The 23,021-nt window shown below is 42.0% G+C and carries 17 protein-coding genes and 2 pseudogenes; 16 read left to right on the forward strand and 3 right to left on the reverse strand.

What is annotated here, in order from left to right; translation table 11 throughout:
• Positions 1-278 precede the first annotated feature (278 nt).
• Both VB073_RS02185 and VB073_RS02190 read left to right on the forward strand, forming a co-directional pair.
• Entirely contained in the window at positions 279-1,667 is a 1,389-nt protein-coding gene (locus tag VB073_RS02185; protein ID WP_323402507.1) for a hypothetical protein, read from the forward strand.
• Positions 1,668-1,762: 95 nt separating this feature from the next.
• Positions 1,763-2,821 carry a hypothetical protein gene (locus VB073_RS02190; protein ID WP_323402508.1) on the forward strand — a complete coding sequence of 353 codons (1,059 nt, stop codon included), beginning with the start codon at positions 1,763-1,765 and terminating at the stop codon, positions 2,819-2,821.
• Positions 2,822-2,843: 22 nt separating this feature from the next.
• On the opposite strand, the gene VB073_RS02195 is transcribed toward VB073_RS02190, so the two are convergent.
• A complete protein-coding gene (locus VB073_RS02195; RefSeq protein WP_323402509.1) occupies positions 2,844-3,992 on the reverse strand; it encodes an acyltransferase in 1,149 nt (382 codons plus the stop codon).
• A gap of 453 nt (positions 3,993-4,445) precedes the next feature.
• On the opposite strand from VB073_RS02195, the gene VB073_RS02200 reads away from it, so the two are divergent.
• The 11 genes and pseudogenes from VB073_RS02200 (at position 4,446) to VB073_RS02250 (ending at position 14,987) form a co-directional block, all read left to right on the forward strand.
• The gene (locus VB073_RS02200; RefSeq protein ID WP_323402510.1) at positions 4,446-4,619 is read left to right on the forward strand and encodes a histone H1; all 174 of its coding nucleotides are present in this window, start codon (positions 4,446-4,448) and stop codon (positions 4,617-4,619) included.
• A gap of 251 nt (positions 4,620-4,870) precedes the next feature.
• Entirely contained in the window at positions 4,871-5,467 is a 597-nt protein-coding gene (locus tag VB073_RS02205; RefSeq protein WP_323402511.1) for a TetR/AcrR family transcriptional regulator, read from the forward strand.
• A gap of 154 nt (positions 5,468-5,621) precedes the next feature.
• On the forward strand, positions 5,622-6,893 hold the full coding sequence (locus VB073_RS02210; RefSeq protein WP_323402512.1) for a TolC family protein: 1,272 nt from the start codon (positions 5,622-5,624) through the stop codon (positions 6,891-6,893).
• A gap of 81 nt (positions 6,894-6,974) precedes the next feature.
• Entirely contained in the window at positions 6,975-7,874 is a 900-nt protein-coding gene (locus tag VB073_RS02215) for an HlyD family secretion protein (protein WP_323402513.1), read from the forward strand.
• A 2-nt stretch (positions 7,875-7,876) separates the two neighbouring features.
• Positions 7,877-8,782 (forward strand): ABC transporter ATP-binding protein, encoded by a 906-nt coding sequence (locus tag VB073_RS02220; RefSeq protein WP_323402514.1) that lies wholly within the window; start codon positions 7,877-7,879, stop codon positions 8,780-8,782.
• A gap of 19 nt (positions 8,783-8,801) precedes the next feature.
• Positions 8,802-9,530: pseudogene (locus tag VB073_RS02225) on the forward strand (ABC transporter ATP-binding protein); the annotation flags it as partial.
• Between the two features lie 5 nt (positions 9,531-9,535).
• Positions 9,536-10,642 carry an ABC transporter permease gene (locus tag VB073_RS02230; protein ID WP_323402516.1) on the forward strand — a complete coding sequence of 369 codons (1,107 nt, stop codon included), beginning with the start codon at positions 9,536-9,538 and terminating at the stop codon, positions 10,640-10,642.
• A gap of 6 nt (positions 10,643-10,648) precedes the next feature.
• Positions 10,649-11,767 carry an ABC transporter permease gene (locus tag VB073_RS02235; protein WP_323402517.1) on the forward strand — a complete coding sequence of 373 codons (1,119 nt, stop codon included), beginning with the start codon at positions 10,649-10,651 and terminating at the stop codon, positions 11,765-11,767.
• Between the two features lie 277 nt (positions 11,768-12,044).
• On the forward strand, positions 12,045-12,269 hold the full coding sequence (locus VB073_RS02240; protein WP_323402518.1) for a hypothetical protein: 225 nt from the start codon (positions 12,045-12,047) through the stop codon (positions 12,267-12,269).
• 303 nt (positions 12,270-12,572) lie between these two features.
• Positions 12,573-13,664: a sodium ion-translocating decarboxylase subunit beta gene (locus tag VB073_RS02245; RefSeq protein WP_416349492.1), complete on the forward strand. Its 1,092-nt coding sequence runs from the start codon at positions 12,573-12,575 to the stop codon at positions 13,662-13,664.
• Between the two features lie 78 nt (positions 13,665-13,742).
• Complete coding sequence (locus VB073_RS02250) at positions 13,743-14,987, forward strand: TPR end-of-group domain-containing protein (protein ID WP_323402520.1); 1,245 nt, start codon at positions 13,743-13,745, stop codon at positions 14,985-14,987.
• Positions 14,988-14,990: 3 nt separating this feature from the next.
• Here VB073_RS02250 and VB073_RS02255 read toward each other — a convergent pair whose 3' ends face one another.
• Both VB073_RS02255 and VB073_RS02260 read right to left on the reverse strand, forming a co-directional pair.
• On the reverse strand, positions 14,991-15,752 hold the full coding sequence (locus tag VB073_RS02255) for a LytTR family DNA-binding domain-containing protein (protein ID WP_323402521.1): 762 nt from the start codon (positions 15,750-15,752) through the stop codon (positions 14,991-14,993).
• Between the two features lie 19 nt (positions 15,753-15,771).
• Positions 15,772-18,516, reverse strand: a complete 2,745-nt coding sequence (locus VB073_RS02260) for a sensor histidine kinase (protein ID WP_323402522.1) — start codon at positions 18,514-18,516, stop codon at positions 15,772-15,774.
• 439 nt (positions 18,517-18,955) lie between these two features.
• On the opposite strand from VB073_RS02260, the gene VB073_RS02265 reads away from it, so the two are divergent.
• The 3 genes and pseudogenes from VB073_RS02265 to VB073_RS02270 all read left to right on the forward strand — a co-directional run bounded on the left by VB073_RS02265 (position 18,956) and on the right by VB073_RS02270 (position 22,237).
• Positions 18,956-19,513, forward strand: coding sequence for a lipocalin family protein (locus VB073_RS02265; RefSeq protein ID WP_323402523.1), 558 nt, complete (start codon positions 18,956-18,958; stop codon positions 19,511-19,513).
• A gap of 21 nt (positions 19,514-19,534) precedes the next feature.
• A pseudogene (locus tag VB073_RS17405) lies at positions 19,535-19,771 on the forward strand (deoxyribodipyrimidine photo-lyase); the annotation flags it as partial.
• A gap of 81 nt (positions 19,772-19,852) precedes the next feature.
• A complete protein-coding gene (locus VB073_RS02270) occupies positions 19,853-22,237 on the forward strand; it encodes a TonB-dependent receptor (protein ID WP_323402524.1) in 2,385 nt (794 codons plus the stop codon).
• The last annotated feature ends 784 nt before the right edge of the window (positions 22,238-23,021 follow it).

Below are 23,021 nucleotides of genomic sequence, written 5' to 3' on the forward strand. Positions count from 1 at the left end.
TGAGGTGAGAGGGTTTATAGTGATTAAAATTTTCGATATTTAAAAAAATCAAAAAATAGTGACTGTTTGAAATATTTGTTTTATATTTACGCCCATATATAGTCAACCATTTATAATATATCTCATGAAAACAGGTGAAATTTTAAATATGGCAAAATATAGGATAATCAATTTTACTTCAATTCTTTGATTTATTATCCTTGATATTATTCTGCAAATATCAGGTAATAATCACATGAACAAACAATAACAAATTATTAATCTAAAAAAAGAACATTATGGCAGACATTGACAAATTGATCCTACAGTCTATTTATGACACGCTATTCAGCGCGTATGCTGATCCTCCGGCAGAATTAAAATTGCAGGGAGTGAGCCAGAATCAGAATGTGTACCTGTCTTTGAACTGGCCCGGACAGGCCCTTGACATCGCATCTTTTGCCAACCCGCAGTCACCGACAAATCCTACCGGAGACGTGAAGAGTTTACAGAATTTCTCTACAATGGTTGACAAACTGTTTAGCATTAATCCTATTACTGCGGAAAACGGATATACCTTATCCCAAGGGATTTATCCACTTACCCTTAAAGCGCAGGTAACACCGCCACCTGTTGACGAGTATGCAAAAAAAAGATATGAGGAAGCTTTTAATTATTTGCATACAGACGGCACAGACTTTGATGGTGATGGAAAGCCGATCCCGGTAAAGGTAGACTCTCCGGTTTATGCCAATTACAAACGTAAGATGGAAGCATATAATACAGCCTTGAATAGTCTGTTAATGGTGTATTTCGGCATTGATCTGAAGGATCCGGCAGGTCAACGCCAATGGAGTCTCATGGGTCCTGGATATATATCAAAGGTTAATTCGGCATATCAGGATTGGGTAAATGCACAGAAGAGCCGTGTTGAAGATATGCTGGCAGTAGAATCCCAGTATATAAACAATCAGGTGGGGCTTGTATTCAGTAATGCAAATGTGCAATATGAGAACTATGCCCGGGCTGATGTATTTGATCCGACCAAAAAATATTGGCCGGCTTATGCAATACCTGCCAACTGGTTTGCACCTGCAGCAGCAGATACGTGGACATCGGTGACGCTGGATTCCAAAACCCTGAAGACTAATGAGCATTCCGATTTTTCGAAAATCACAGCCGGTGGTGATGCGAGATGGGGATTGTGGCACGTAGGAGGTAGCTTCGACAAAGAAGACTCCCATGTATCTATGAACAAACAGACGACGAACATTAAGGTATCGTTCAAGTTTACACGGGTGCAGATCAACCGTCCCTGGTATAACCACTTACTATACTCAGTCAGAGGGTGGTCACTGGGAAATTCATACGGTAAAGGAGGACTTTCCAACGGAACAAGAAACCAACCGCTCAACACTCCTTTCCCAATGTTACCCACCGGTTTTATTGCCGTAAGGGATTTGGCTATAAGTGCTGACTTTTCAAAAGAGGAAGCTGAAATGATTACCAGTAAACTGCAAACCAAGGTGAGTTTTGGATGGGGGCCATTCGCTATCAGTGGAGGGTATGCCCATGGTAGTAGCGACAAGAAATTTGCATCTTCTTTCGACGGGAAAACAATCAGGAATGATGGCTTGCAGATTATCGGATGGATTAATACGATTGTACCGGAATGTCCTCCGCAATAGTATTTACAAAAGAGTATAAGGGATAATAACAAGCAAAAATTGCTGGTACGATTTGCGTACCAGCAATTTTCCATTACCTTCACGAAAGTAACATAATGGCCTCAATCATAACCGATCCGAATATCCGGAGGACGCTCAGAGTACTGCTCACAGACGGCTTTATTTCCGAAACATTTATGGGTACTTCCGGTAGCAGGATGAAATTTTTATTCTCCTGGCCTCCCTCCATACTTGATGAATCACGCTATGCCAATCCCTGGTCTGCGACAAACCCCGGAGGTTCAATGGCGGCTGTAGAGAATATTTCCGCCTTGGTGGATCCTGTCCCCGCATGGAACGATATATATTATCCCTCCGGACATTCACTGGAAAGTATCTACAGGCATATTATCCTGCCGGCAAATCCTGTCGGTAAAGCTGTTCGGAGAGCGTTGAGGTCATGTGGTCCAGCATCGGATACCTCGCTGTCGGATCAGGAGTTCGAAGAGATAAAAGAGATGATACCTCGTCTTAAAACCGATGATTCGGAACGTAGACGGTCGGTGTTGGAAGCCCGGGAGAAACTTCGTTCAGTGGTCAGTTCCGGTCTTGTACATCTGGAACGGATAGAAAAGATTGAGAAAGATAATATAACAAAAATAAATCAGCCGATCTTGAGGCGGGCTGTCGTACAGGATGATCCTATTTTACCGGTAGAAAGGGTTTTATTATATGCCAACAGTTTGGTCGCAAGATCGGAGAGAAGTCGTATTGACTCGCCTTTCGTGACATATTGCCCTTCCAATATTTTTCCGCTACATTTCATTGAAAGGAAAGAAGTCTCGGAATGGGTCCATGCTACCTTTTCCTGCTTAAACGACAATGACGTACCCGTAGATGTAAGTATAAAGTTTTCGCGTATTGATATAGAACGTCCATGGCTGGTTGATTATCTGTTTAACATGAACGGATGGACAATTCCCGGACAGGATGCGGGCTGGTTATCCAATGGTTCTCTGGAATCCAATACCGGTTTGTTGCCTCTGATCCCTGTTTCCTTTATTGTCTGTAGGGATTTTATCATCCAGTCCAAATCAGAAATTCTTTTTCAGGCATTGGGAGTACAGATCCTGATGAGATGTTGTATGGTAACGCCGTTTATGGCTCCATGTTGAGGATCACAAGACCGTTACAATACTAATTTTTAGTATTATTTTTTAGTTTTAAAAATCGATTTGTCAGGTATCTCCGTACCGGTATATCATAAAACTTTAGACTGATATAAGCCAGAATAATACTTCCTATCACCACTGCCGCAGCACCGGGGAATGATTCCTGGAATGTGAGATTGTTATTCTTTACCCAGGCATAATAGAGGTAAATGAAGGGGTAATGTACCATATACAGAGGATAGGAAATATCTCCCAGGAACTTGCATACCCGGATAGTGTATTTGTCGGTAGTTTTCCCTGAAGCACCAAGATAGACAAGGAGTGGGAAAAACAGGATCGCGCAGAACGCATCATACATCCCATTCATCCATAAATACTCATGTCCGCCTATGCGTGGTACAGCCAGTAGGGCGATGATAGCCAGACTGCAGAGCCAGAAAGCTCCCCTTATTTTAATAGGCTTGAAAAGACGAAAAAGGAGTAGTCCGGCAGAGAAAGAAAAGAGTAGTCTAAGGAATCCTCCTGTGAATTCTGTTCCTGTCAGTGAATATCCTACACAGATATCGCCGAGCGGCCCGAATATAGCAAATACCGCCAGGCCACTTCCGGCAAGAAAAACTAATATCGTAAGTGCCGTAGTGGAAAATCGACGGATGAACAATGCATAGAGGATATTGCCGAGGTACTCAAAGAACAATGACCAGCTTGGGCCATTCAGGGGAAACATCTCGCCGATCCCCCTGACTTCTACCCCCGGAGTAGCCGGAATTAACAACGCGTTCAATAATGCACCAATTAACAGTGTTCCGATAGTGACGGTGGATACATCCCATACGGAACAGCCCTGGGTATAGAACATGATTGCGCCAATAATCGCTCCCATCACTACCATCGGATGAAGGCGTATAAGCCTTCGTTTGAGAAAGTTCCTGATATTCATCTTTCCCCAACGATCATCATAAGCATAACCTACCACAAATCCGGAGAGGATAAAGAAAAAATCGACCGCAAGATAACCATGGTTGAGTCTCTGGTCGATATGACTGGTGGCAAAAGCCTCGAATATGTGGAAACAAACAACCATGATCGCTGCCACACCGCGCAATCCGTCGAGAATATGGAAATGGGGTTTTGTATCGACAAACGCAGCCGTAGAGATTTGAGATGTGAGCATAAATAAAAAACGATTGATTGAATGTAGTTTGATTCAGGTTGTAAACTTATACAAAAAAGTTGAGATTCTCTTGAAAAAAAGCGGTTTTCTCAAGTATGAGTTACCAATGGGCGTTTTCTGAATCCAGCGTCTATCTGGACGCGTATGACAAATATTTTTATGGGCGTGATCGACGGATCCGTAAGGATAAATCGGTACTGTTCAATTCGGATCATATTATCGGTGTAAAAACCAAATTGTACCTATGTGATACCTCTGGATATATAGTAATAGTCTTTTTTATAAATTATTACCTGTTTTTTTACTGCCGGCTATAACAGAATTCTTTCAGTTTTAATAGGGTATAGAGTAAAATTGTTAAAGAAAATATCAAATAAAAGATGGAGATAATTTTTGAGAAATACTCTGATGAATTACCTTTGCGGAGAATTACATAAAAATAAATAAAGAATTATGAAAACATTATTGGCAAACATCAACGAACAAATTGCATTGTTCCAGGAAAATGCTGCACTTCAAGCAGAAAATAACAATAAAGCTGCCGGTGCCCGTGCACGTAAGGCTTCTTTGGAGATAGAAAAACAACTGAAAGCTTTCCGTAAGGCTTCGATCGAAGCTTCCAAGTAAGACTGATCCAGTTTGATAAAAGTAATTTAGATTGTCCCATATCGGGACAATCTTTTTTTTTATTTATGGTGGAATTCATAACTCTATACTTTTTTGCCATTGATGGTTTTAATTATCATAAAATCAATGCGATGAAAAATTTTTCTCTGTTTTTCTTGAAAAATATTTTATTGTTTAATTAAATGATTTAACTTTGCAATTTAATTAAACAATTAAATAGATTCTGCATAATGAAAACAGAGGATAAGAATATGGAGTTTCAAATTTTGCAAGCTGCCGAAGCACTTTTCCTGAGACAAGGTTATTCAAAAACATCAACAGGCCAGATTGCGAAGTTAGCCGGCTGTAATCAGGCACTGGTACATTACTACTATAGGACCAAAGACAACCTATTCGAAAAAGTATTCGAAGAAAAAATAGGAATGATAGCGACCAATATCCTGAATATAGGAGTGAGTGGATCCACCATAGAAGAAAGGATAGCGCAGGCAATCGGATTTCATTTCAATTTTTTGAAACAGAATCTGCAGCTTGCTCAGTTTGTATTGAATGAAATTTCATCCAATCCTGTCCGACTCCAATCTTTAGTCGATAGATTGAGGCAGCATATAGGCCCTGTTTTTCTTCAGGTGGAAGCAGAGCTTAAAAAGGAGATCGAAAAAGGAACTATTCGTCCAATTTCTACGCCGGATCTGTTAATTACTATTGTATCATTGAATGTTACGCCATTTTTGGTAAAACCGATACTTCAAAGAGCATTAAATATACCGGATGGAGATTTTGTGGAAATGTTGGAACAGCGACAAAAAGAAGTAATTGAGACAGTTTTATCCCGACTAAGAATATAATCTTACCGGAAATCAACTAAACGATTTAACGTTTCAATAATTTAAAAATTAAACGATTCAACACTTCTACGATTAAGTATTTTTTCTCCGTTATATTTCTTTATCCGTGAATTAATTAATCGGTTAAATAATCAAATTAATAAGAAACAGTCATATGAAAAAAAAGTTTTTCATTTCCAATTTGCTGTTTTTGGGCTGGCTTACCAGCTTTGCCCAATTAACGATCGAAGATTGCTATACGAAAGCACAGGCAAACTATCCACTAATCAGACAATACGATTTGATAGAGAAGACGAAAGAGTACAACTTGTCGAATGCCAATAAAGGTTATTTACCGCAGGTCACTTTTTCGGCCAAAGCCACTTATCAGTCGGATGTGACAAAGTTACCAGTTGACTTTTCCCAGTTGGGGATACAAGGTGTGAGTGTACCTGCATTGAGCAAAGACCAATATAACGCAAGTCTTGATGTGAATCAGATTATTTGGGATGGAGGTACCATCAAGTCGCAAAAGGAAAGACTCCAAACCGCCGCCGAAGTCAATAAAAAGAATATAGAAGTCACCATTTACGCCATCAACGAAAGGATCAACCAGCTCTATTTTGGCATTTTGTTGGCCGACGCCCAGATCCGTCAAATCGGGCTGTTACAGGACGAACTCGATCGGAATTACAATAAAATAGCCTCTTACGTCCAAAATGGGGTAGCGAACCAATCCGATCTCGATGCAGTAAAGGTGGACATCTTAAAAGCGAAGCAGAATGAAGTGCAATTTATCAATACCAAAAAAGCATACATCGAGATACTGTCGAAGCTGATTGGTGAAGAATTGAGTGAAAATACGGATTTTGTGAAACCCATACCGGTTCGACCTTCCACATTGACAATCAATCGTCCTGAGTTGGGATTATATGATGCACAGATCCAGAACCTCGAGACAAAAGACCGGGAAATAAGTGCAAGCCTGATGCCCAGACTCGGATTGTTTGCCACAGGGGGATATGGGAATCCGGGATTGAACATGTTAAAAGAGGGTTTTGAAGCATACTATATTGCCGGCGTCAGGCTATCTTGGAATTTCGGGAACTTTTATACCCAAAAGAACAACCGGAAAGTTATCCAGAACAGCATCCAAAACATCGAAAACCAACGAGAGACTTTCCTGTTCAACATAAATCTCGATGTAACCCAAAAGGACAACCACATCGACAATTACTTCGACCAGTTGAAATATGACGATGAAATCATCGCCTTAAGAGGTTCTGTCAAACGTGCTTCAGAAGTAAAAATGGCCAATGGAACTATCTCTGCAAGCGATCTTACACGGGATATCAACGCTGAACAAATGGCAATTCAGGATAAGATCTTGCACGAAACCGAATTGCTGCTCGCCATCTACAATCTCAAATTTGCCACCAATAATTAAAACGGGATATCTCAACCGGCCTATGCTATTTCTATAGATTTCAAATTTGACACAAATAATAAAACTCAAAACACCAAAAATATGAAAATAAATATCTTATTGCTAATAGGAGTTACTGCGACACTTATCATTTCATGCGGAGACGGCAAAGGAACCTACGACGCTTCAGGCGTTTTTGAAGCACGGGAAGTCACTGTATCCGCCAGGGCGACGGGAGAATTGATCCAATTCGCCATCGAAGAGGGTCAAAAGGTGGAAGCGGGTAAGCAAGTGGGCTATATCGATACCGTGCAACTTCACCTCAAGAAAGTGCAACTTTTGGCCAGTATGAAAGCGGTAGAGAGCCGCCAGTACAATGTGTCCAGACAGATCGCTTCGATCCAGCAACAGATCGCAACGCAGAAAAACGAACAGAAAAGGTTTGAGAATCTGGTCAAGTCGAATGCCGCCAACCAGAAGCAACTGGATGATATCAACGCGCAGATTTCCATTCTCGAGAAGCAGCTCTCCGCACAAACAGAAACATTGGAGAACAACAATCGGAGTGTGTCGGGAGAAAGTGCAGGGTTGATCGCACAGGTCGCCCAAATCGACGACCAGATACAGAAAAGTATAATCTCAAGTCCTATCGACGGCACAGTGTTGTCGAAATATGCCGAACAAGGCGAACTGGCCACCCAGGGAAGAATGTTGTTCAAAGTCGCCGATATTGAGAATATGAAGCTGAGGGTATATATTACCGCCGACCAGCTTACCTCGCTAAAAATCGGGCAACCGGTGAAAGTATATGCCGACCAGGGTAAATCGGATCGGAAAGAATATCAAGGAACGGTCATCTGGATTTCCGACAAGGCGGAATTTACACCCAAATCGATTCAGACCCGCGACGAACGTGCCAACCTCGTGTATGCAGTGAAAGTCGATGTCAAAAACGATGGTTATATCAAAAAAGGAATGTACGGAGAGATCAAAATCGATTAACTATGATAGCTTTATCAGCCAATAATATCCACAAAAGTTACGGAACGGTACAAGCCCTTACCAATTTGAGTATGGAGGTGGAAAAGGGCGAGATCTACGGCATCATCGGTCCCGATGGCGCCGGAAAGACCACCCTCTTCCGTATCCTGACCACCCTTCTGCTTGCCGACAGCGGCACGGCTACGGTCGATGGGCTGGATGTGGTAAAGGATTACAAGCAGATCCGCAACATCATCGGATATATGCCGGGGAGATTCTCGCTGTATCAGGATTTGACGGTGGAGGAAAACCTGCACTTTTTTGCGACCGTCTTCCATACCACCATCGAAGAGAATTACCATCTGATAGAAGATATCTACAAGCAGATCGAGCCGTTCAAAAATCGTAGGGCGGGAAAACTCTCGGGCGGGATGAAGCAGAAACTGGCACTGAGTTGCGCCCTGATCCATAAGCCGACGGTCCTGTTTCTCGATGAACCGACCACCGGTGTGGATCCCGTCTCACGCAAGGAATTCTGGGAAATGCTGATGAAGTTAAAAGCACAGGGAATTACCATTATCGCCTCAACGCCCTATATGGACGAGGCGACACGCTGCGACCGTATCGCACTGATACAGGATGGAGAATTTCTAAAAGTCGATACACCGCAAAACATCATTGCTGATTATCCTCACACTCTTTGGGCAGTGCAGGCAAACCGAATGCATAAATTATTGAAAGATTTACGGGGCTGCCCTCTTATCCGCACTTCGTTCTCCTTTGGAGAGACGTTTCATGTCACACTAAACAATCAGGCTACCTCCGGTCAACTAAAAGAGTTCTTAGTGGCAAGAGACTATTCGGATATCGATATTCAACAAATTCGCCCCACAGTGGAAGACTGTTTTATGCTGCTATCAAAAAAGTAAGACAATGGAAGATAAAGTAATATATACGGAAAATTTGACCAAACGGTTCGGTAATTTCACCGCTGTCGACCAGATATCCTTTGAAGTGAAAAAAGGGGAGATATTCGGCTTCCTCGGCGCCAACGGCGCAGGTAAGACCACCGCCATGCGTATGTTGTGCGGACTGAGCCGACCCACAGCCGGAAAAGGGTATGTCGCCGGATTCGATATTGCCCGTCAGCAGGAAAAGGTGAAGCAAAATATCGGTTATATGAGTCAGAAGTTCTCGCTGTACGAAGACTTGAAAGTATGGGAAAACCTGAGGCTTTTCGGTGGCATCTACGGCATGAGGAGTAAGGAGATCGCCACCAAAACCGATGCCATTTTGCACGAACTCGGGTTAGAGAAAGAACGGGAGGCACTGGTGAAATCACTCCCTTTGGGTTGGAAACAGAAACTCTCTTTTTCGGTATCCATCTTCCACGAACCGAAGGTGGTCTTTCTGGATGAACCGACCGGCGGCGTGGATCCCGTCACCCGTCGCCAATTCTGGGAACTCATCTATCAGGCAACCGAACGGGGAATCACCGCCTTTGTGACGACCCACTATATGGATGAAGCGGAATATTGCGACCATGTATCGATTATGGTAGATGGCAGGATCGAAGCCCTCGATACCCCCAAGAACTTGCGCCGACAGTTTCGAGCAGAGAATATGGATGGGGTGTTTCAGCAATTGGCAAGGAAAGCGACGAGAATTGACAATTGAATAAAATGAGACAATTCAGATCATTCATAAGGAAAGAATATTATCACATTTTTCGGGATAAGCGGACGATGTTGATCCTATTGGTCATGCCGATCATACAGATTCTGCTGTTCGGTTTCGCCATCACCACCGAGGTGAAGGATGTGAAAGTGGCCCTGTTCGACCCGTCTAAGGATGCATCTACTCAGTTAATTATGGAGCGCATCAGGGCAAGTGAATATTTTATCATCGACAAGGAACTGACGAACCCCGACCAGATCAATGATGTATTCAAACATGGTAAAATCAATCTGGTGATCGTTTTCAGCGAAAATTTTGCCGACAACCTGTTACACATGGGCGAGGCGAAAGTACAGTTGATCGCCGACGGGACCGATCCCAACCAGGCGTCGATGCTCACGGGATACGCTACGGGCATATTGAATTCATATCAGCAGGAATTGATGGCGCAATACAAGATACCGTTCCAGATCATCCCTGAAGTAAAAATGCTCTACAACCCACAATTGAAAAGCGCCTATAACTTCGTGCCGGGTGTGATGGGTTTGATCCTGATGTTGATTTGCGCCATGATGACGTCGATCGCCATTGTCCGGGAAAAGGAGACGGGAACAATGGAGGTACTGCTCTCTTCACCGATGAAACCGATATATATCATCCTCGCCAAAGTAGTCCCCTACTTCACCCTGTCAGTTGTCAATCTTATTACCATCCTTCTTCTGTCGGTGTTTGTGCTCGGTGTGCCGGTCGCCGGAAGCCTATTCTGGCTCACGATGGTATCGCTGTTATTTATTCTCGTCGCGCTGGCGTTGGGCATATTCATATCGACATTGGTCAGCACCCAAATGGCAGCCATGCTTGTCTCGGGGATAGGATTGATGCTGCCGACCATGCTGCTGTCGGGCATTATCTTCCCCATCGAGAGCATGCCTTCCATATTGCAGTGGATTTCGGCCGTCGTGCCCGCCCGTTGGTTCGTCGAGGCGGTGAAGAAGATAATGATTCAAGGCGTGGAAGTACAGTTCGTCGCCAAAGAACTGCTTATTATCATCACGATGGCCATCATGCTGATCGTACTTTCGCTACGCAAATTCAAAATCCGGTTAAATTAGAGAGCCATGTTGCAATTTTTAATAGAAAAAGAGTTCAAACAAATCCGGAGGAATGCCTTCCTGCCGAAATTGATATTGGCGATGCCACTGATGATGATGCTGATCTACCCTTGGGCCGTCAATCTGGAAATAAAGAACGTCAAGCTGAGCATTGTAGACAACGATCACAGCGTCTATTCGGAACGGTTGATCCAAAAAATCGGCACCTCCGGCTATTTCAAGCTGACCGATATCTTATCTTCCTATCCCGAAGCGATGCAAAGTATTGAATCGGGAGAAGCGGATATTATTTTGGAAATTCAGGATGAGTTTGAGAAAAGCCTTATCAACGAAGGTGCAGCCCGGGTGATGATTTCAGCCAATTCGGTCAACAGCACTAAAGGGGGATTGGGCTCGACCTACCTGTCCGCCATATTGGGTGATTATGCCGGAGAACTAAGAGAAGAACAAAGGGGACAAGTCGCTGTGACATTGGCAGAAATCCCTTCGTTCGGTGTGATATCGCAATTCAAATTCAATCCCCATCTGGATTACAAGGTCTTTATGATACCCGCCCTGATGGGGTTCCTTCTGACGTTGCTCTGCGGGTTTTTACCCGCACTTAATATCGTCAGCGAAAAGGAAACGGGCACCATTGAGCAGATCAACGTTACACCGGTAAAGAAGCTGATGTTCGTACTGGCAAAACTGATTCCTTACTGGGTGATAGGATTTGCCGTACTGCTCATTTGTATTGGACTTGGAATATTGATATACGGACTTCATCCCGTGGGAAACCTGCTCACCATCTTCCTGTTTGCCACCATCTATATCCTTGTCGTTTCGGGAATGGGACTGATTGTCTCCAACTATTCGGAGACCATGCAGCAAGCCATGTTCGTAAATTTTTTCTTTATATTGATTCTGATACTGCTCAGCGGATTGTTTACACCCATCATCAGTATGCCGCAATGGGCGCAAGCCATCACCATTTTTAATCCGCTGAAATATTTTATGCAAGTAATGAGGTTGGTATATCTCAAAGGTAGTACCTTCTTCGAAATGATACCCCAATTCCTTGCCCTATCCTGCTTCGCACTGGTATTGAATACTTGGGCGGTGATGAGCTACAGGAAAAGTCAGTAAAGTCTTCTTTTATTTCTTTTTTTCATCTTTCCAAAAAAAATTGTAATTTTGGGTCTTGAAATAGGCACAAGGGATAGGCGCAATAAATTGCTATATATCTGGCAAATTCTCCTTGATCGGAATATTATTCCAATTTTTCCGACCAAAATTTGGATTCACTTTTCACGATATCCCTTTTTGAATATAATATTCATAATTGGTTCAATGACGGAATGGTGGTTATTTTGTTTTTTGATTGCAAATTTATAAATAACTAAATAGGTGATAATTAAAGATTATGGAATTACTACAGATTAATTGGGGAAACGCGTTTATCATTGTCGGTATCGGATTCGGAATGGTGATGATCATCTTGGCTGTTTTGGTTATAATGCTTTCATTATGGGATAGATTAATCGCTACGCTAAATCAGAAGAAAATGGAAAAAGGAACAAACACCCTGTTTGTTTCCCGAATTTTTCACCACAATACAGTACGTGCGAACGATAAAAAAGCAATCTAATTGCAATTAAAAGCGAGCAAACCAATTACCTCTCCACCAGATTTTAAAGTGAGGGAGCACAAATTCTAAGAAGAATCAGAAATGAAAAGTAGGATATATATTTTCGTATTTATATTAATCGCCTTTATAAATTTAACCTTTTACTTGTCAGCTCAGAATGAGCCTCCTCATAACTCTTCCGTTCAAGAAACATCGTCTGTCACATCAACAAGGGATTACTCCCAGGATATATCGGTAGATGACAGTATTCAGAATTTTTTTCATTCTACAGGATTCGCGGGTTTAAGCTGGAAAGCAATCATAATGTTATCTGTCTCCTTCCTGTTATTATATCTGGCTATCGTAAAACAATTTGAACCGTTACTGCTGCTTCCCATAGCCTTTGGCATGTTACTTACGAATTTACCTGGTGCTGGGTTATTCAATCCAGAATTGTTCAGGGGTGGACATGTAAATTGGTCTATGTTTGCTGATGGAGCTGGATTACTGGACTACTTATATTTAGGGGTGAAATTGGGAATCTATCCTTGTCTCATATTTATAGGCATCGGCGCTATGACCGATTTTTCACCGCTTATAGCCAACCCAAAAAGTCTTTTACTGGGAGCTGCGGCACAATTCGGTATTTTTGCCACTTATCTGGCAGCAATCGGTTTAGGTTTTGCCCCCAATGAAGCAGCCTCGATAGGTATTATAGGTGGTGCAGACGGTCCAACGGCCATCTATCTGACTTCGAAACTGGCACCGGATCTTTTAGGGCCTATTGCCGTGGCCGCATATTCATATATGGCTTTAGTACCAGTTATACAACCGCCAATCATGCGTGGGTTAACCACCAGACAGGAACGATCTATCAAGATGTTACAACTTCGTAAAGTATCCCAGACGGAAAAAATTATATTCCCCATAACGATTACGGCAGTAGTTGCCCTGATACTCCCTTCTGCTACTACACTTATAGGATGTCTGATGCTGGGTAACCTTATGCGTGAAAGTGGCGTTGTGGAGAGGTTGAGCAAAACCGTCCAGAATGAATTGATGAATATAACTACTATTTTTCTTGGCATAACCGTTGGAGCCACTGCTACAGCGGAATCGTTTCTGAATGTCCAGACGCTGCTCATATTGATGATCGGCATCGTGGCATTTTCTGTGGGCACTGCCGGAGGTATTCTTCTCGCCAAATTCATGAATCTGTTTATAAAAAACAAGATCAATCCGCTTATAGGTTCGGCAGGTGTCTCGGCTGTTCCAATGGCAGCCAGGGTATCTCAAATCGAAGGACAAAAAGCAGACCCAACGAATTATCTCCTTATGCATGCAATGGGGCCAAATGTTGCAGGAGTAATAGGCTCGGCCGTGGCGGCAGGGGTATTACTGAGTTTCCTCGGTTAATCTAACACAAAATATAAGACACGCCTGCAAAGCCGTAGAGACAAGATTTGAAAACATACTCCTAATCGGAAAGATGATATGAAAAAAATATTTATTCTTTTTGTAATTATTATTGGTGGATCATTCACCACGTTTGGCCAAACCGGTTCTCCTATTTTTGACAATTTTATCTCGAAATTGGATAGCATCCAAAAGCAATATAGTCAATATTACGACAAGGGAGAATACAAAAAGACTGAAGCTTCGTTGCGGGAAATGTTGAAGTTGACGGATAACTTGGAATTACCGGCAGAAGACATGACTAAATATAAGATCTCTCTTGCCAGTATCAAGGCGAATACCTATTATAATTTAGCTTGTACCTACTCGTTACTCAATAAAAAGAAAGAAGCTGTCAATGCTTTTGAGAAAGCGATTGAAGCCAGTTATTCAGAATATCGGCATGCGAAAGCAGACGCCGATCTGGATAATATTCGCAAAGAAAAAAAATTCATAGCCCTATTGAATCAGATAAAACAGTTTGATAAACTCTTTATCCTGCAAAATTCAAACAAATATCAAAAAGAAAATACAGACTCTCTCCCCCAATTTACCTATCAGTCCACTGATAATCGGAATTTAAAAGAGGTCCGTACATTTTTCAATCTTGATTCCGTGGCGGGTAATGGTGATGAAGTGTCGAAGATTATCAACATTCTTAATTTTGCCCATAACACCATAAAGCATAACGGTAATAATTTTGCGCTTTGCGAATTTGATGCAATAGACATCTATAATTATAATAAATCGACCGGAAAAGGAGTGAATTGCCGTCATCTGGCCATCGCTTTAAATGAAATGTACCTCTCCATGGGTTTCAGTTCCCGCTATGTTACTTGTATGCCTAAAAATCCCGACGACCCTGATTGTCACGTAATCAATACCGTCTATTCCACTCAATTACAGAAATGGGTGTGGGTTGATCCAACCTTTAATGCTTACGTGAAAGACGAAAATGGAAATTTGTTGAGCATAGCCGAAGTACGGGAATGCTTGATTGCCAATAAACCTCTCGTGCTCAATGAAGACGCAAATTGGAACAATATATCAAAACAGACGAAAGAGTATTATCTGGATAATTACATGGCGAAAAATTTATATTGGATTCAATGTATTGACTATAGTAGATTTAATCCCGAGAGCCGGTACCGCAAAAATGAGAATAAGTATATCGCATTATTACCCGTCGGATTTGAATTCGATTTGCCGGACGGAATTATTACTCCTAAATATGTAACCCACGACCCGGACTATTTTTGGCAAGCACCTCAAAATAATAACTAGAAATTATGAATGCTGCTTTTCCTTTAGGATACCTAGAACCATTTCTCTACGTTGTCTGGAGATAGTAATGTTTGTTCCGTCTTTCATTAGGATATAGCCCCCATCAGTCTTGATAAAACTCTTGATCTCGTCGAGGTTGATAAGATGGGATTGGTGTACTCTCAAGAAATTGAATGAAGATAATAGCTCATCATACTCTTTAAGTGTTTTCGATATAAGTAACTTTTCGCCATTGCGAAGATGAAACATGGTATAGTTTCCGTCTGCCTGACAGCGGATAATATTTGACACCTCTACGAACTCTATCTTGTCGGACAGCGGTAGTGCCAATGTCTTTTTGTGTTCTTCTTTGTGCTGATTTTCAATGAGATTTGCCATCCGGATGTTCTTCTGCCTTTCTCTTTTCTTCTTCGAGGCCTTGTCAACGGCCCTCAGCAATTCCATGGTATCGATGGGTTTTACGATATAGTCGAGAGCCGAGAACTTGATCGCCTTGACGGCATAACCGGAAAAAGCGGTGACAAAAATGACTTCGAAATTTAATTCGGGGAGGCTTTCCAGCATCGAGAAACCATCTTTGCCGGGCATCTCGATATCGAGAAAAACCAGATCAGGCTGTAGTTCAATAATCTTCTTTCTCGCTTCCAGCGCGGATGCACACGAGGCAAGTACATGGACAGAAGGACAATATTCTTTCAAAATACTGAGAAGATTTTCCCTGTTGTGATGCTCGTCTTCTACGATAATAGAGTTGATGATGTCCATATCCTTTATTTTTTTGTTCCTATACGGGTATATACAAATTTACGCTGGCACCCAGAATTTTGTTCTCTTCTATTATATTGCCTGTTTTTAGTTCAATATCGAGATGCAGTTCCTTGCTCAGTAAATTTAACCTTTCCCTTACCGACTTCAATCCAAACCCTTGTGATAGGCTGTCTATTTCATTAGGAAAACCTTTTCCCGAATCGATCACTTCCACCAATAGTGCTGTAGTGTTGAAGCCAAGCTTGAAGTTGATAATGATACTCCCGCCTCCATTCGGTACAATACCATGTTTTACCGCATTTTCTACGATCGGTTGTATCAACATCCCCGGGATATCTTCATTTTCGGTATCTATGCTCTGATCAACGTTGATAGCGTAGGTGAAGTGAACCCTTAACTGTTCCAGCCGCAGGTAGAGATCGAGCAGCTCAATCTCGTCCGACAAAGAGATCAGCTTCTTTTCGGATGTGGATAACACCATGCGCAGAAGTTTTGCAAAGTTAACCAGATATTCATTCGCCTCCCGATCCTTTTTCTGTAGGATAAGGTTCTGGATTGAACCCAATGCATTGAAGGTGAAATGAGGATTGATTTGCGCCCGTATGGCTTTCAGTTCAAGTTCCTGGATACGCCTTTTTATCCTCTCCCGCCGCGTAATAAGATATCTGGCAGCCAAAAAAGAGATGATGGCAGAAATCAATATGGTAAATAAAATAACCAAGATCCTACCAGTGGCAGAATCTTGATTTTTAGGGTTTTCGATATCTTCTTTAATCAATTTGATCAGAAAGTGTATGGACAATTTGTCTTCACTTGGATCATCCCTGCTCACTATTTCGCCATTACTTTTAAGGACTATAAAAGATCTTTTCTTGCTCACTACTTTATCTTCATAGTCTCTCACTTCCTTGTCGGGCACGAAGATGATTCCATTTTCTATTTCTGGCGTGACTTCCAGTTTTGATTTGCTTGACACAGACGTGATAAGGCATAGGTCTACCTTGTCGGTCAGGTTGTTTTCACGCAAACTGTTTTTTAACGACTCCTGTATTTCCTTGATATTTGTCTTGTAGTCTCCTGAGTTGCGGTTGAATCCGATTTTATCGTCCCCGACCAAAAGTATGATATATTTGTCGGGATTCTTTTTTAGTGGAATATATTTTTCCACGTCGAGTCCCAACTCCTTGATGTTTGCCCCGGGTTCGATCATCTTCAACTGCCGGTGCAGCGCAATAACTGCCTCAAGGGTTTCAGGATCATGCTGCTTGCTGATAAAATCCTCGTATTCCCTATTGCTCCTTTCCAGATGAGAATTGACCATCAATTCCTTGAGGGTTTTGCTTGTCAGATGGGTACGCGGATATCCCCAGAAGACAGCATCGGAAAAATAGTAACTTGATATATATCCCTCAAGATAATTCATTCCGGTCATCACGCTGTTATTTGCCTCACGGGCTTTGTATATGAAGAAATTATCCACCAAATCGGCATACATATAAGGTTGATACAGGTAGTCGGCAGAAGGAAACAGACTCTTGATGTGGTCATCATTCCACGGAATTATATCATCAGAAGGTCTTTTTCTACTCCAGTTCTCTCGTATATTCTTGTTGTAGGTCTTAAACTGTTGAGACGAATGCCAATAATCATTGGAGAGTTTGGCAGATTTTAACCAATAACTGTTCATTCCGGGAAAATTTTTATCCAAGGTTGACTGATAGACTTTCTCTCCTTCAGCGAGACGATTTTCCATGTCTGCTTTTTGAATATCTTCATTGGCGCTGTACCATTTAGTGATTGCATTGGTGAAGGCACTATTTGCCGCCCCTCTGCCCTCAAACACAAAACCGGTGTCTTTGTCATATCCGATTATCAATGAATCGGAAGGTGTCAGATCCAATATGAGATCCCCTATGTATGCCCGTTTGGGTAGAGGCAGGAAGAAACTGAACTCATAAGAGTTATCTTCTTTTTTCGTAGGCATAATCTTTCGGTTGCCTACTTTCAGGAATAGCCGGTCTTCAGGGATTTCACCAGGATGGGTAAGGGAAATGAAAGTATTGGACTGAAGAGGGAAAGAGGCATCCAGAATGTTGATAAAGGTAGCTGCGTCGGCTTTGTTTCTCTCCGGGTTTAACTCGACCAGCCACGGTACAGGTGCTGCCGGTTTTGCCGGGTCTTCCCATCTGGCGATAAAACTTTCAAGGCTTGCCTTGATAAGTTCTTCGAAGTTTAATGAAAAGTCGGGAAAAAAACTGTCGAAATAAAAAAATCCCAGTCCCTGAGGTATTTCATAAGGCTGTGTGTACCATTCTTTTTTCGAGCGTGAAGCATTTTTCTCTTCTTCCGGCTTGGGAATGAGTCTAAGTGTTGCTTTGCCACTACCCGTGTTGATGGATGCCGTTGCCGAGTGATCATTGAACTGATAGAAAAACCTTTTCTTGTCGCTATACAATACATAATCGGAATCTAAATATACCGATACCCTCTTGTCATGAGGGCTTTGGTAATAGATAAACCATCGTGTAGGTTGGATTGCCAACACGACCGAGTCTTGGGTAATTCCCAATACCTGAAAACCAACATCAATTTTTTGCGACTGCTCAATTTCCCACACCGAGAGTTGCCTGGCCGGTTCAATGGGTACTGTGATGCGTATGCTGAAACTGTCGCCGATACGCAGATCCTTTAAATTGCGTATTTCCCGTGCCTGCACACATATCGACACGAATACCAGAAATGTAAATAATGTCTTTTTCATAAGCCATACAAATTTAATGAAATGAGTTGATAATACAATAATTAGTCATCTGATAAGAATTTATGTCTTGGCAAATTCCATCTTGATTTGATCCAAAAGTATATCCTTTTTCTGAGCTGAAATTTGAGTTTTATTGTACGTCTTCTTTCGCCTATTATTCAGTCTTTTCTCTTTATTATTTGTAGTATTTCTCTAATTTTGTGATACACATAAGCGAGTTGGCTGCTATTATAACCGGCATAATAATGAATAAGTGACAAAGCAAAATATGAATTGTAAGAATTGCGACGAACTTGACCCAAAGGCATAAGCAGTTTATTTTATATAAGGAAAAAATGGCATCTTCTATTCTAACAAAACTGCTCTTTCGAAAAAATATGATTATCGGCAACTATTTTTAAGAAACTGTTGTTATAAAACAACACCAAAACAGCTCAAGATGAAAAAAAAAGTATTTATTGGAACATCGCTGGCTTTCTTATTTTTATTATTCAACAACTGTGTTTCAATTCCTAAGAAGGCAAAACCTATTCAAAATTTCGACATCAATCGTTATTTGGGAGTTTGGTATGAAATAGCACGTTTTGATTTTCGGTTTGAAAAGAATTTAGACAACACCTCGGCACAATACAGGTTGGATAAGAACGGAAATGTTATTGTATTGAATAGCGGCTTTAATTTCATTAAAAAAGAATGGAAGAAAGCGGAAGGGTTGGCTAAATTTAGAGGTCAAAAAGATATTGCTGCCTTGAAGGTGAGTTTTTTCGGACCATTTTATTCCGGTTATAATGTGGTGGCATTGGATGAAAATTATCAATATGCACTCATTGCGGGAAAAAATTTAGATTATCTGTGGATTTTATCCCGCGAAAAAAATATCCCTCAGGACGTAAAATCCAATTATTTGCAAATTGCAAAGGAAATTGGTTATGATATAACTAGATTGATTTGGGTCGTGCACGATAAAAACAACAATCCATATCTCAATGAGAACTAAAGTCTCACTTTTTGGTTTCGTAGAGATCTGCGCTTAGACGATAACAAAGCACTTTATGAAGCCCTGGAATCAGGGTTCCCTGTTCTGCCAATTTTTATTTTTGATAAAAAATTGGTTTATATAAAGAAATGGTTACCCGAATATGGAACAAGTGATTATCCAAGACCGATCATAGAACATGGTTTCGGGAGGGACAGGACATTGAAGGTTTACGGAGATGCTTTGAAAATAATGAGCATTATTGATTTTAATATTTGATAAGTTTTTTAATTTTCACTTGAAACAAAGTCCCGACACAGATTGTTCTTTCGTTGACTTTAAAAAGAGAGTCCGAAGAATATGCATAAAACAATAACCATCCTGCTCTCCTGTATCTTTTCATTAGGTTTATCGGCGCAAAAGGGAAGAATTGAGGGGAGAGTATTTCATGTAAAGACCAATATTCCTGTTGAATACGCTACTATTTTGATACAGGGAACCGATATGGGAGCCGTATCGGATAGTACCGGTGGATTCTCTTTCGTGAATGTAGATCCGGGGTTCATCAGGTTGGTGGTAAGTTCTGTCGGGTTCAGGAGTATTGTTTCCCCGGAGATACAGGTCCAGGGAAACCAGACGGCATTTATAGATATTCCACTCGATGAAGATGATATTGTATTGCGGGAAGTCACCGTGACGCCTAAACTAGACGCCAGGAGGATCGAGAGCCCCGTATCTTCATTCTACGTGGGCGTGCAACAGATTGAAAAAAGCGCGGGAGTGAACCGCGACGTATCAAAAGTACTACAGACATTACCCGGTGTGGGAGCTATGGATCCCAACAGGAATGATCTCATTGTGCGCGGAGGAGGCCCGTCAGAAAATGTATTTTATCTCGACGGGATTGAAATTCCGGTCATCAACCATTTCGCCACGCAAGGTTCATCGGGCGGAGCCATTGGTGTGATCAATCCTGATTTTGTACGGGAAATCGATTTTTATACCGGCGCTTTCCCGGCGAACCGTGCCAACGCGTTGAGTTCGGTGATGGAAATCAGGCAGAAAAACGGAAGCAAGGATCGCGTTCACACGAAACTATCCGTGGGCGCTTCGGATGCAGCCCTGACACTCGATGGACCGCTGGGGCCCAAATCAACATTTATTGTCTCGGCCCGCCAGTCATACCTGCAACTGCTGTTCAAAGCGATCGGGTTACCATTCTTGCCCACGTATAACGATTTCCAGGCGAAGTACACCTACGAAATAGACCCGAAGAACGTGGTCTCGTTCATCGGCATCGGGGCAATCGATAATTTAGTGCTCAATAAAGAACTTCAGCAAACGGGCACCGAAACACAAAAGTACCTTCTCTCTTACCTGCCTGTTTATGAGCAATGGAATTATACCGTAGGGGCTGTTTACAGGCATTTCAGCGACAATCATCTCGATACGTGGGTGCTTAGTCGCAATATGCTGCGGAATAAGAATTATAAATTTGAGGATAACGACGAGGCTAAATCAAAAACGGGAGATTACCGGTCAGACGAATCAGAAAATAAACTCCGTTTCGAACGCGACTTCCGCTCCTTACCCGTGCAACTCAAAATGGGAGCAGGTGTGCGCTATTCACATTACATCAACGATACTTACCGCCGCGCATTCACAGACGGGAGAGTAACAGATATCCGCTACAACACGACACTGAACCTGTTCGGTTATCAGCTCTTTACCCAGGTTTCGGACGACTATCTCGACGAAAGGTTGCAGCTATCGTTCGGTATCAACATGGCCGGGAACAACTTCAACCGGAATATGGCAAATCCTTTGAACCAGGTGTCACCAAGGTTGTCGGCATCCTATTCCCTTTCGGACAAATGGGATATAAGTGCAAATACTGGACGCTATACCGCCCAACCCGCTTACACGACAATGGGATACAAGAACCCGGAAGGCCAATACGCGAACCGCAATGAGAATATAAAGTATATTGTCTCCGACCATGCGGTAGTAGGTTTTGAATATCGTCCACAGGAAAAAATGCACCTTACCGTTGAAAGCTTTTACAAGCAATATCACCGGTACCCTCTTTCGGTGAAAGACGGGTTGAGTATTGCCAGCAAGGGAGCCGATTACGGACAGGTGGGCGATGAAGAGATACTATCAACCGGTAAGGGCCGTGCCTACGGGATAGAGGTGCTATACAAAATCGCCGACTGGAAAGGGCTGAACCTGACGTCGACATACACTTGGTTCAGGAGTGAGTTTACAGACCAAGAATCCGTTTATCGTCCTTCGTCGTGGGACACCCGCCACCTGTTAAACCTGATTGCCGGATACAGGTTCGGAAAGAGCTGGAACGTGGCAGCACGCTGGCGGTACGTGGGAGGTGCGCCCTACTCCCCGATTGACCAAGAGTTGTCCGCGAACCGGGAGGCATGGAATGTTACCAACCAGGCGTATATTGATTACAGCCGGTTTAATTCCCTACGGCTCAAAGATTCACACCAGTTGGACCTCCGTGTCGATAAGGAGTTTTATTTCAACAGGTGGTTATTGAACCTGTATGTGGATGTGCAGAACGTTTACAACTTTCAGAGCGAGAGGCCACCTATCTACATCAACACCGACAAAGAGGGCGCTGTTATTCCCGATGCCGGGGGGGATCCGGCCAAACAAGGGCTCAGGATACTCGACAATACTACCGGTACCATTCTTCCCACGATTGGTTTGATCATAAAGATATAAGAAACCGCGAACCCAAGGTTTATGGCCCGTGACAATGAAGAACCATACAAACTCTCTCCTAAAAGTATTACATCATAAGAATTGCTGTTTTATGAGCGTTTTAAGATGTTCAAAAAAGGCCGCTTTGGCATTATTTGAACGATTTGGATTGTGCAAATAGAGACCTGAGACACTACTTTTATCCTAACTAATTTTTCTACACATGTGGTAAAAATTCAAATCTGTATGGGAACAATTTGGGAACAATTGGCTAAAAGAAAAACAATAACCGATTGATTTTCAGTTATTTTTTAAATTAGAGAGTACCCTTAACCGTTCTGTTCTCGAACCAATTTTAAGCCGATTTAGACTTAATATGAGAGTTAAGAGAATGGATCCCTAATCCATAGCGTATATATCTTTCAAAAGGCTCATTATATTACAATTAATTTTGAAGTATCATATTAGGTCGCTGAAATTAAGCAAAACCCGAAAATGATAAAAGTCGCAATTGATTATTGACAAGATAAATCCTACAGATTGGTTTAGACAAAATATAGGAAGTTCAGGAAGTGATAGGGATAAATTCAGGTGTAGAAGAATAGAGGTTTTAAGGTGCAATCATTGCTATTTTTATTATGCAAGGTTTTTATAATGATAAATCAATGGATAGAACTATTGAATATTTTAACAGATGTGTAGTATATTACTTTGCTACTTATGTCGACAGCATTACAAAATTCCGTCCTATTTATCATATTAAAGAGGTTGACGGTAAATTTTGTTTCTTGACAATGAAAATCAA

It is taken from the genome of Proteiniphilum sp. (genome assembly GCF_034927365.1).
Lineage (GTDB): Bacteria > Bacteroidota > Bacteroidia > Bacteroidales > Dysgonomonadaceae > Proteiniphilum.